Origin of the sequence: Legionella drozanskii LLAP-1 (assembly GCF_001467585.1) — a bacterium.
Taxonomy (GTDB): Bacteria; Pseudomonadota; Gammaproteobacteria; order Legionellales; family Legionellaceae; genus Tatlockia; species Tatlockia drozanskii.
This window is the reverse complement of record NZ_LNXY01000027.1, coordinates 492750-505068: the sequence shown is the minus strand read 5'-3', so window position 1 is coordinate 505068 and position 12319 is coordinate 492750. Positions and strand designations below refer to the sequence as shown.

The window sequence follows — 12319 nt, the reverse complement described above, 5'->3', positions numbered from 1 at the left end:
AGATATTCGATTTTACTTATCGCTCTCTTTTTCCTAAAGTAACAATATGAACTTTAAAGCGGTTGGAGTTCTTAGCTTTTTTAGAACTTTATAGGAGAGAAAAATGAGTAGAGTAGGTAGCCAATTTCCCCAGTTTAATTTGAAAGCAACAGTGAGTACTGAAATAGCTGAGGCGTTTCAAACTATTTCTAACGAAACTTATAAAGGTAAGTGGTTAGTGGTATTTTTCTGGCCTAAAGATTTTACTTTTGTTTGTCCCACAGAGATTGCAGCATTTGGTGAATTAAATGCTGAATTTAATGATCGAGATGCGCAAATTCTCGGTGCAAGTATCGATAGTGAATTTGTTCATTTAGCTTGGCGAAATCAGCATCCTGATTTACGCGCCCTCCCTTTTCCTATGCTTTCAGATATTAAACGAGAGCTGACAAAGGCCTTAGGAATATTGGATGAGAAGGAAGGTGTGGCTCAGCGCGCAACGTTCATCGTGGACCCAGAAGGAGTCACTCGTTTTGTTATGGTAACTGATTTAAATGTGGGTCGTAATCCACAAGAAGTACTTCGAGTGCTCGATGCGTTACAGACCGATGAGCTTTGTCCCTGTAATTGGAAAAAAGGCGAAGAAACAATTCATGTGGCATAAGAGGAATTAATCATGCTAGAAATTACAAAACAACAATTACCGGAATTTGCTAAAGATATACGTTTGAATCTGGCAAAAGTATTGGATTTGACGCAAACCGACGGTCTAACTGAACAACAAATTATCGGTGCAGCATTAGCGGTAGCTTATCATTTAGGCGATAAATTAGTTATTGCTGATTTACTCGAAATGAAAAGGGATGAAAAAATTACCGAAGCTGCGAAGCTTGCCGCTAGTTTAATGGCGATGACTAATATTTATTATCGCTTTGTGCATCTGAGTCATCATGCCGAATTAGCTCAAGTTCCAGCGGGTCTCCGTATGCAGGGGATAGTGAATCCTGGAGTTGATCGTTTAACTTTTGAAGTCTTTTCACTAGCGGTATCGATTTTAAACGGCTGTGGTACTTGCATTAGTTCCCACACTGGGCAATTGCAAGAGCAAGGTTTATCGACGCAAGCGTTAGCTCGTATTGGTCGAATCGCAGCGGTGATTCATGCCGTGCATGTGAGTCTTAATTTATAGGCAGATGCCTATGGCTTAGATCAGGTTGGGCCATGTGGCCCAACAAATTCGGAGTCTACTTTCAAAGGCTTTTTCCAATAGATTCTTGTTGATCCGGTTCATTTTTTTCTAAAGTACCATCCTCTTTAATTGTATAAGCTTTGTTATTTGCCAAGTAGTCTTCAATCTGTTTGAGAGGTCCTTGCACGAATTTATTGCCATCAGAGTAAATGCAATGATCCTTCTTTTCATTATAAACCTGGAAGGCCCGACCTTGCTTAGCTTGGTCTTTAAAAAAACTAATGGCATCGTTTTTATTCGCAAAAACAAAAGAAATAGTTTCATCCTTTCTAATCACTTTTCGACCCGTTTTTTCATAATCTTCAATAATCGCATCCCAGTTCGGATTATTTTTTCTTATTGGCAGAGTGTAATTCGCTAGTTCTTCCTCTTTTTTCTGCGCTTTTATTATCGAGGGATCTGCAAGGATGTCATTGCCATATTTAGTTATAAGCTCCTCATACTCCGCTTCTTCCTGCTTATTTCTTGTCCTTTTGTGGAGTAAACCAAGCTTTTCAAGATCTGCTGCTCGCCTAAGCTCTTCTTTTGAGGTAGCCATAATAACTCCAATTTTTAGTTTATCTATAATTAAAATAATCGATCTTGGTCTTTTTTAAAAATTGTAATCTGTTCAAGAAATTATTTAATATTTGGTATTTCTATGTAAGTTAAAGTATATTTTTTGTGAAAAATGAATCCGCTATGTTTGCATTTTGTATGAAATTAGTGGCATCTTTAACTTCCAAAGGGCGACTAAAATAATATCCTTGAATTTCATCACATCCGTTTTCACATAAGAATTTGAGTTGAGTCTCAGTTTCGACTCCTTCAGCAATAACCTTGAATCCTAAACTATGTGACATAGCAATAATTGCAATGACAATAGCAGTGCCGCCTTGCCCAGTTTCTATATCTCTAACAAAGGATTGATCAATTTTTATAATATCAATTGGAAACCGTTTTAAATAACTCAAGGAGGAGTAGCCTGTACCGAAATCATCAAGGGAAATTTTAAGGCCCATATCTTTCAAACCACATAAAATGAAAATATTATTTTCCACATTGTCCATTAAAACACTTTCTGTTAATTCAATTTCCAATGAGTTAGGGTTAAGTTGAGTTTCTTCTAAAATACGCTCTATGACCCCTAATAGCTGTTGGTTTAAATTTCTAACCGATAAATTAATAGACATAATAATGTTAGGAAAGCCTGCATTTTGCCAAGCTTTATTTTGTAAACAGGCGGTTCTTAAAACCCATTCACTAACGGGAATAATAAGGTCACAACTTTCTATTGCAGAAATAAATTGTGCGGGCATTATAATTCCTTCAGGTTTTTGCCATCGAATTAAGGCTTCCATTCCTACAATTTTTTGAGTCAGTACATCAATTCTAGCTTGGTAATATAAAACAAACTCTTTCTTTTCTAACGCCAGGCGTAAATTGTTTTGCAACGTTCCTTTATTTTCAGCTTTTTCTGTCATTTCACGGGTACAGAACTGAAAATTATTCCTACCTTTCTCTTTAGCGGCATACATGGCAATATCAGCACCCTTAATTAAACTCTGGGCAGAATCCCCATCCTCAGGGTAACAACTGATTCCTATGCTTACTGTTATTAAATACTGCTTATCTATTAAGACAATTTGATTTGCCAATTGTTGATGTACTCTATTTATTTCAATAATTTCTTTGTTCTCATGGATTCCTGGAAGAACAATAACAAATTCATCTCCACCTACTCTGCTCACTATATCTTGAGGTCTAAAACATTTAAGAAAGCGGTTTGCTATTTCTTCCAATAAAAGGTCACCTGTTTGGTGTCCCAGAGAATCATTAACATATTTGAAGTGATCTAAATCTATAAACAGAACCGTTAATTTTTGATCTTTCTCCTTTGCTACTTCTAGAGCGGTATATAAACATTGCTCTAATAAACTTCGGTTTGCAAGCCCTGTTAAGACATCATGTTCGGCTAAAAACAACATTTGATTTTCCATATGTTTTCTCTTTAGGAAAAGTCCAAACTGATTGCCAATAGACTCGAACCAGAGCAACATATCATTTTTGGGCGCAATTATGTTTCTACTAAAAAACTCAACTACGCCTAATACCTCATTTTCATAAATAATTGGGAATGCTACTCCCGTTTTTAAACCAATCTTAAGAGCCGATTTCTTTCTAAGAAATAATTCATCATTAGATATTTCTGATCGCCAAATCGCCTTTCGTTCTTGCCACACTTGACCAAGTAGTCCATCTCCAATGGAATAGGTGAGTAGTTTGTTTTCTTCTTGAAAATCGCTATCTTTTATTTGGTCGGTCTGCCATGTCCTTGAGCAGCGCAAAACATCTGCTTGCTGATCTACAGCCCAAATAACGCCGCAATCCCATTGCATACGTTCACAAACTATTTTTAGAATTTTTGAAGTCGCCATATAAAGGGTGGCAGACTCAGCCAAAACCCATGCTATCGCATATTGGACCTCTAATTGTAATTGAGACTGGGCACTTTTTGTAATGTCCCTAATTATCATATAAACAGCAGGTTTTTCATGATAGATAAAATGACTTACAACAATATCCACATCAAGTAATTCATTTTTCAAATTAGTGATTTTTACCTCTGGAAGTAAGGTGGATAATTGATCATTATGCGACTTCAAATTATCTTGAACAATTTTTAAGTACTGTGGTGGAAAAAATTTATCCAATGATTTGTTGAGTAACTCTTCTGAACTATGAGTGCGTAGCAGATTAATCGCAGATTGATTCGCAAACACAAACTTTTTATCTTGATAAATTAAAATGGCATAGGGTGAAATTTCAACGATTTGTCTGTATCTTTTTTCAGAAGAAGTAAGTTTCTCAAAAGTGGAAGCCAAAGCGATTGATTGACCTAATTGATCGCCCAAAGTACGTATAAATTCTTTGGTTATTTCACTGGATAAGTTAGCTAAATTCGAGCCTAAAAATAAAATTCCGACACAATCTGTACCTGAAAACAGAGGAACAAATAAAGCCGATTTTATTTTAGCATTATTAAGAAAAGACTTTAGATCAAGACCAGAACACCGTTCGGAAGGAATTGAAAACGTTATATTTTCTTTTATTATTTGGGGTATTAAAGTTGACAATCCAAAAAAGTCTTCAACATTTGCTTCTTGTATCTTGTTAAACCCTATTTGTTGACACAGGTTCATTTTACCATCGGACCCCATCAGGTAAAGTGCACCTTTAGAAAGCCCTGAAGCGTCTACGCAGAAATACAGTACTTCTTTAAGGGAATCATTGATATCATGACCCGTAATTGTTAAGGAATTCGCTATTCCTGAAATGATGGCTAATTGAGAAGTGAGCATGGAATATCGTTGTGCGAGTTTGGTATTATCTAATACTTGTTGCTCTAGCTGGCGAATTGTCCGAAGTGTATGTTTTTCTTTAATTTTATTAGTTAACTCATGGGGTGCCTCCTTGGAAGGAATTAATTTTTCTTGCAAAATTTTATTTAATTCATAAAGTAACTTTTCCTCATTAGGAGTGCGGGTTAAATAACAGCTAGCTCCTACGCTTTTCGCTAATTCTAGATCTTCATTTTCTAGATAATGCGAAGTGAGCAATATCACTGGTATACTGGAAAGTTCAGGATCACGTTTTATTTCTACACATACATTAAAACCATCCATGTTTGGCATTAAAATATCACTAATAATCACATCAGGTCTTTTGACTTTTGCTTCTTTCAGAGCAAGGACACCATCGACGGCAGTAGTTACTTTAAAACCCGCATTTTTTAATTGCATATCCAATAATTTAAGTTGGATTGGATTATCATCAGCGATCAAAATATGTTTTCCTTTTCCAATGTCGGCATCTGATGAATTAGAAATGGGTAGATGCGCTTTAACCACATCCAACAAATAGGATGGATCTATTGGTTTTAATAAAAACGTGGTAAATCCGGGATGTTCTGATTCTTTATTGAGTTGACTTAAAAATCCTGACAAGCCAAAGATTGGAATACCTTGTATCCCTGGTAGCTCCCTTAATTCTTTATTTAGCGCAAAACCATCAATATCAGGCAAAAATAAATCCTGAATTATGAGATCAAATTTTTGTTTCTCAATTATTCTAAGCGCTGTAGCTCCATCTTTCGCTTCAAAAACGGTATAATGATCACTCTCCAAAGCCAAACGTAACATCTTGCTGGAGATGGGATTATCTTCAATAATTAAAATTTGAATATTATTTAGAACATTCGGCAAATCCTTTTTTTTGAGAGGTACTACTTCTTTTTTTTTATGCAAATATTTTGCAATCTCAAGAGGGAGGGTAGCAATAGAGATTGGCTTGGTTAAATAACCATCACATCCCGCGGCCTTGGCTTTATCCTCATCTCCTTTCATGGCGTAGGCCGTTAAGGCGATAATAATAATGTCTTTATATTGGGGGTCTGACTTCAACTCCCGTGTCAGTTCGAGACCATTTTTCCCTGGTAACTGGATGTCCATGAGAATAAGTTGTGGGTGATGAGTTGATAGAATTTGTAATGCCTCAACTGCATCTACCGCAGAAAGCACTTTATACTGCTCTGCTGCCAAAAGTAAGGTCATTAACTTTAGATTAGTGGGATTATCCTCCACAACTAATATTTCTTCACCAGCCATAGTAGTCCTATATAAAGATAAAGAATAAGTTGGTTGCCTATTACTCACTTCTCACTGAAGTAGGGCAAATACGTTTTATTTCTGTTAGAAGATTAGTCATCGATCCTCCTCCTTTTTGTACAACAGCTGCTACAGACGCTTTCAAACGCCTTCTATCAATGTCCCCCATATCTTGGGAGGTGCAAATAATTACAGGGGTATTTTTTCCATATTCTGTGCAGCGAAAGCGACGTAAAAACTCCAAACCATCCATCTCGGGCATAAGAAGATCTAATATAATTACATCAGGATGTTTTATATTAGCCAGAGTTAAGGCCTTTTCAGCATCACTCTCACAAAAAATAACGGAACCATGATCTCTAAGATATTGCTTACATAAAGCGAGCATTTGCGGATCATCATCAACAAATAGAATAGTTTTATTTTCATTGGGATGAACATCTGTTTGTTCCAAGGCTATTATTAAATCTTCAGATTTGATGGGTTTAGTTAAAAAATTTTGAATCATAAATCCAAAACTTATGGCCTTAGACACCACAACGGTTACCACTATACTCGGTGTTTCAAGATTAGAGCCTTTGGCGCGTAAAGCACGTAGCACCTCCCAACCATTCATATCTGGAAGCAACAAATCAAGAGTAATGAGGTCAAAATGTTTTTTATTAGCTAATTTAATGGCTTCAGCCCCATTAAATGCTACTTCAACGGCATAACCCTCATCAGTAAGTGCGTTCACAATTAATTGACTATCTTCAGGATTATCTTCAATCACCAGAACGAGGGGTGATTTGACAATAGGATCCGTTGTTAATTGATTTAAAGTTACAGTTTCTTCATTACTTATAAGACTTGTTGGTAAATTAGGACTGGGTTTAATGGGGTCAATAGAGCTGGCAATAGTTAATTCCTCTGGGGTAGATCCCGGGCTTGTATTTACACTTAATTTCGGAGCTATCTTGTTAGGCTCTCTAGGTAGAATAATGTAAAAAGTACTGCCTTTAGCGACAACACTTTTTACGCCAACTTCTCCCCCCAAAGCTTCAGCTATACGTCGGGTCAAGGCTAGACCTAAACCTGTTCCTTGGTATTTTTTATTAAGACTGGAATCAAGTTGTTGAAATTCAGCAAACAATTTAGGGATATCCTTTTCACTTATCCCTATGCCACTATCCTCGACTTCTAAACGAAAGAAATCAGCCCCTTCTGGAGAAACGCGGATGGCGATCGTGCCTTCATCTTGAGTAAATTTTATTGCATTTGATATATAATTATAAAGAACTTGTTTCAATTTTGCTGGATCTATAATGATCTTATTAATATGAGGATCGACATCGATGCTAAGATGTATTTTACTTTTGGCAATTAGGGTCCGCAAAATATCACATACCTCAGTGATTACCTGATTAATATCTATTGTTTCAGGATGAAATTCCATTTTTCCTGACTCCACTTTTGCTAAATCTAAAATATCATTAATCAACTGTAATAAATGTCGGGAGCTGGAGAGGATATCGCCCAGATACTCTTTATGTTCTGGAGAAACAGGTCCTACTTTACCTAAATGCATTAATTCTGCAAAACCAATAATTCCATTCAATGGGCTACGTAATTCATGAGACATATTTGCTAAAAATTCACTTTTTAAGCGATTAGCCTCTTGGGACATCTGATTTTGTTTTATTAACTCCACATTTTTGGTTACTAAAACTTCTTCTCGTTTTTGATTAGTAATATCTTTTGAAATTAACACGTAACCAACTGGATTTCCGTTCGCATCTTTACGCAAAGTTAATGCAAGAGACGCTGTAAACCGTTCGCCATTTTTTCTAACACTTTCCAAGACTCCTTCTTCCTTGCCCGTTTTAAGTGCTGAATCCAATACTGTTTGCAGACGTCCAGAAGCAATATCTTCAGGAGCGTGCAATATTCGAGTATTTTGCTTACCAACCATTTCTTCTGCTGTATAACCGTAATTAATTCGCGCGCCTTCATTCCAGGCGAGAATATTTCCTTCTAAATCTTCAGCAATAATTGAATAAGCTGTCGAACTCTCCAATACATTATTTAAAAATCCTGTGGCTTCATTCAGTTTTCTATTTTGAAGGGAGCTTTCTTCTTCTAACCGTTTTTGCTCAGTAATATCGCGAGCCACTGCAAACACGCCTCTAAGAGTCTTATCAGTCCCCTTAAAGGTTGTAGCATTACAAGACATCACCGTTTCCTTTCCATCTTTAGCCTTGATAGTGAGCTCATAATTCTTGACTATCTCATCGGCTAAAACATTGCGGATACAATTTTCAGCTTGCTTATGATTAGTGAAGTAATCCTTAAATTCGGTACCAACTAACTCCTGAAGGGTATAGCCTGTTAAAGCAGACATTTGTTTATTGGCATCAGTGATAATCCCTAAGGTGTCTGTAGCGATTAAAACGTCTATGCTCGATTCGAATAAGCTTCGGTTATAGCTTAATTGCTCCCGTAACTCTTGCTCTTGTTGTTTTTGTACGGTGATGTCTTTAGAGATGATCACATAACCTACCGGTCTACCTTCCTCATCTCGGCGAGTAGTCACAGAATACATCGCTGGAAATCGCCCACCATTTTTTCTTATATGTTCCACTACTCCATCACTGCTGCCTGTTTTAAGAGCTTCATCCAACATTTCTTTGGCCAAACCGGATTGAATATCTTCAGGAGTATTTAAGATATACAGATTTTTCTTGCCTACCATATCATCGGCAGTGTAACCATAGTTGCGTTTAGCGCCTTCGTTCCAAAGAAGAGTTGTACCTTCCAAATCTTGTGCAATAATGGAGTAAGCAATAGAACTTTTAAGCACATCGTTTAGTAAATTAGTGGTTTTTAATAGGGCAATACTTTGTTTGCTACTTTCCTCTTCTAAACGTTTCTGCTCTGTAATATCACGAGCAGTAGTAAAGATTCCCTTCAAATGACCATCAATGGTATGGAAAGTTGCACATTAAAAGAAACGGGCGTTTGATTATTACTCAGTGATTTTATTACCAATTCGTAATTAGCTATTCGATTGGCAGACAGCACTTTTCGGATCAGATCCTCAGCACGCTTTGGATCCGTAAAATATAATTTAAAGGGAGAGCCTATCAATGCTTCGAGAGGTCTTTCTGTCATTTCACAAAACTGTTTATTTACATCAGTTATGATGCCTAAAGTATCGGTTGTAATTAAAACATCGATATTCGATTCAATTAAACTTCGAGTATATTCCTTGGATTCTGTTAAGGTCTTTAATTTATTAGAGAATTCTGTTTGATCATAATCAATAATAGTATAGCCAATGGGTTTTCCTGTTGGATTTGTTCTTAAGGTTATCGTGCTTAAGATAAGCACTGGCGTACCACCTTTTCTCAGGCATTTTAACTCTCCCCGCCAGATCCCCGCTTGTTTAGCAGTATCCAGAATTTTTAGTGAATTACCTGATAGAACTTCTTCTGGACTGAGAAGATCGGAAAGACTTTTTTTACCTATCATCTCATCAGAGTCATAACTATAGAGACGGCATGCCCCCTCATTCCAAGCAATAATTTTCGCATCTAAGTCTGTCGCAATTATGGAATACTCAGTACAACTTTCAAGGATTGAAACAGCAAGAGGTAGTTCATTATCCATAAGGTTTGCTTCATTAAGCACCACTATTCCTTATGTTTGCTATATTTATTAAATTATAGTCCATTGTTGTCATTATAATTTGCTAAGTATTGCAATACCCGTACTTCTCTGTTTCTCCCATTTAGCGAGTTTATTAAGAGGATGGTATATAAACTTGCCTTCGCGCCATGCTAAATGGGCTGTTCACTCGAAACGACTCTCTTGCCTAAAGGTGCGCCTGTTTTACTTTACTATCCCACAAGCGATACGAGCTCCCCCGCCGCCAAGGGGAGGATTATCACTATAATTATCGCCCCCTGCATGGATCATCAGAGCTAAGCCTTTTAGATCCGAGGTTTTTAATCGTGGGGCTAAAATGGGCGTATTTGCATTACCGTCTGTGCCTACGTACAACACAGGCAAATCGCCTAAATGTCCCTTTCCATAAGGTCCTTGATGGCTGTTGCTTTGATTGGGATCAAAATGACCGCCGGCTTCTAAACCGTGATCAGCGCAATTAGGATGTTGATGGAGGTGAAAGCCGTGAAGGCCTGGTGGTAAAGAGGAAAGAGCAGGGAGGATTAGTAAACCATATTCTGTATCATTGAAAATGACTTTGCCAATCTCTTTATTCCCGTCTGTGGAGTAAATAGGTACAGAAGTTTGAGCAGAACTGATAACAGAGAAAAAAGAAGTTAATAATAAAATAAATAATTTATTCATGATATCCCTTAAAAGTTTTATACTGGATTTTTCGTCTTTAGTGTGAGTGCTTCATGGAACTGAGAATCGATAATACTCCCTTTAAGGCTATTTTTCAGCCTTTAGATTTAGGATTTACTCAACTAAAAAATCGCTTGTTAATGGGGTCGATGCATACTGGCTTAGAAGAAGATAAAGAGGGGCTGGATCGCTTAGCTGCTTTTTATCGTGAAAGGGCTCAAGGTGGCGCTGCACTTATCGTTACTGGTGGTTTTGCGCCTAATCGGGCAGGGCGCTTAGCGCCTTTTGCAGCTAAGCTTAGTTCTAGCAAAGAACAGCAACGCCATGAAATCGTCACACATACTGTGCATGAAGCAGGGGGAAAAATCGCCTTACAAATTTTGCATGCAGGTCGTTATGGCTATCATCCCTTCATTGTTGCTCCAAGCGGTATAAAATCACCCATTAGCCCCTTTAAACCTTGGGTGATGAGTAAACGACGCGTGATAAAAACTATCAAGCATTTTGCTCGCTGTGCTCGTTTAGCCAAAGAAGCAGGTTATGACGGGGTGGAAATTATGGGGAGTGAGGGCTATCTCATCAATCAATTCATTGTCGCGCATACCAATCAAAGGCAGGATGAGTGGGGCGGTACTTTTGCCAATCGTATGCGCTTCCCGGTCGAAGTGGTAAAAGCGGTGCGAGAAGCGGTGGGTAGTAATTTTATTATCATATATCGTTTATCCATGCTCGATTTAATTGCCGAAGGCTCAAGTTGGGAAGAAATTGTTCTGCTAGCTAAAGCCATCGAGAATGCGGGTGCCACTCTGATTAACACGGGCATTGGCTGGCATGAAGCACGTATTCCTACTATTGCGACGATGGTCCCTGCCGCTGCATTTACCCAAATCACCAAACATCTCAAACCGGAAGTAAGCATTCCTTTAATTACTTCCAATCGGATCAACACGCCAGAACTTGCCAATGAGTTACTCGCACAAGGGGTTGCCGATATGGTGTCTATGGCGAGACCCTTTTTGGCTGATCCTCAATTTGTAGAAAAAGCAAAATTGGGAGAAAGCGAGGCAATCAATGTGTGCATTGCTTGTAATCAGGCCTGCTTAGATCGTGTTTTTGTTAATAAAACAGCTTCTTGTTTAGTAAATCCTCGGGCTTGTAATGAGACTGAGCTAGTTTATCAGACTGTTCATCATCCTAAGGAAATTGCCGTAGTGGGTGCAGGACCAGCAGGACTGGCCTTTGCTGCCGTCGCCGCTGAACGGGGTCATAAAGTCACCTTGTTTGAGAAGGCTGAGGTTTTAGGTGGCCAATTTAACTTGGCAAAAAATATTCCCGGTAAAGAAGAGTTTCAACATACCATTAATTATTTCAACTATCAGTTGAGAAAATATCAAGTTGATATTCGTTTAAAAACAGCTGCAGATATCGAGCGTTTAAAAGGATTCGATGAAGTAATTTTAGCAACGGGAATTACGCCTCGTATTCCTGAGATTAAAGGCGTAAATCATGAAAAAGTAATGACTTATGTTGAGCTTATTCAAGGTCGAAAAAGCCCGGGAGAACGTGTTGCAGTGATGGGTGCGGGAGGCATAGGATTTGATGTTGCCGAATGGTTAACTCATGAACATCAAGCAGAGAAACCGCAGTTTTATGATGAATGGGGTATTGATATCACCATGAACCATCGCGGAGGAATAAAGCAAGCTGAAATTACAAAAAGTCCACGCGAAGTCTATTTATTGCAACGTAAAAAAGAAAAACATGGTAAGCGCTTAGGTAAAACCACAGGTTGGATCCATCGTTTAAGCTTGAAGCATAAACAAGTAAAGATGCTTGCAGGTGTAAGTTACGAACGCATCGATGATGAGGGTTTGCATATCCGTATTGATGACGAGCCGCGGTTATTAGAGGTCGATTCGATAGTAATTTGTACTGGACAAAATGAGTTGCGTGATTTATTTGAACCTTTAAAAGAAATGGGGCAATCAGTCCATCTGATTGGCGGTGCGTTCAAAGCCTTAGAATTAGATGCCCGTCATGCCATTGATCAGGCTTGTCGCTTGGCGGCTTTGATATAAAAAGCAGGTCGGGGCAT

The 12319-nt window shown here is 38.1% G+C and carries 8 protein-coding genes and 1 pseudogene; 3 read left to right on the top strand and 6 right to left on the bottom strand.

From position 1 onward, the window contains the following. The first annotated feature begins 103 nt into the window (after nucleotides 1-103). On the top strand, nucleotides 104-643 hold the full coding sequence (locus tag Ldro_RS11370; protein ID WP_058496532.1) for a peroxiredoxin: 540 nt from the start codon (nucleotides 104-106) through the stop codon (nucleotides 641-643). 12 nt (nucleotides 644-655) lie between these two features. Further along, entirely contained in the window at nucleotides 656-1168 is a 513-nt protein-coding gene (locus Ldro_RS11365) for a carboxymuconolactone decarboxylase family protein (RefSeq protein WP_058496531.1), read from the top strand. Between the two features lie 61 nt (nucleotides 1169-1229). Here the strand turns inward: Ldro_RS11365 and Ldro_RS11360 are convergent, their stop codons facing one another. The 6 genes and pseudogenes from Ldro_RS11360 to Ldro_RS11340 form a co-directional block, all read right to left on the bottom strand. Next, nucleotides 1230-1766, bottom strand: a complete 537-nt coding sequence (locus Ldro_RS11360) for a hypothetical protein (protein WP_058496530.1) — start codon at nucleotides 1764-1766, stop codon at nucleotides 1230-1232. 109 nt (nucleotides 1767-1875) lie between these two features. Further along, nucleotides 1876-5514, bottom strand: a complete 3639-nt coding sequence (locus Ldro_RS11355; RefSeq protein ID WP_238584008.1) for an EAL domain-containing protein — start codon at nucleotides 5512-5514, stop codon at nucleotides 1876-1878. Nucleotides 5515-5544: 30 nt separating this feature from the next. Continuing rightward, a pseudogene (locus Ldro_RS17025) lies at nucleotides 5545-5874 on the bottom strand (response regulator); the annotation flags it as partial. Between the two features lie 40 nt (nucleotides 5875-5914). Next, nucleotides 5915-8824, bottom strand: a complete 2910-nt coding sequence (locus tag Ldro_RS11350) for a hybrid sensor histidine kinase/response regulator (protein WP_058496528.1) — start codon at nucleotides 8822-8824, stop codon at nucleotides 5915-5917. Next, nucleotides 8821-9543 (bottom strand): PAS domain-containing protein, encoded by a 723-nt coding sequence (locus Ldro_RS11345; RefSeq protein ID WP_058496527.1) that lies wholly within the window; start codon nucleotides 9541-9543, stop codon nucleotides 8821-8823. The genes Ldro_RS11350 and Ldro_RS11345 overlap by 4 nt, the downstream gene beginning before the upstream one ends. Nucleotides 9544-9744: 201 nt before the next feature. Next, nucleotides 9745-10224, bottom strand: coding sequence for a superoxide dismutase family protein (locus Ldro_RS11340; protein ID WP_058496526.1), 480 nt, complete (start codon nucleotides 10222-10224; stop codon nucleotides 9745-9747). Nucleotides 10225-10277: 53 nt separating this feature from the next. Here Ldro_RS11340 and Ldro_RS11335 point away from each other — a divergent pair, with 53 nt between their 5' ends. Continuing rightward, a complete protein-coding gene (locus Ldro_RS11335; RefSeq protein WP_058496525.1) occupies nucleotides 10278-12302 on the top strand; it encodes an NADPH-dependent 2,4-dienoyl-CoA reductase in 2025 nt (674 codons plus the stop codon). Nucleotides 12303-12319: the final 17 nt, after the last annotated feature.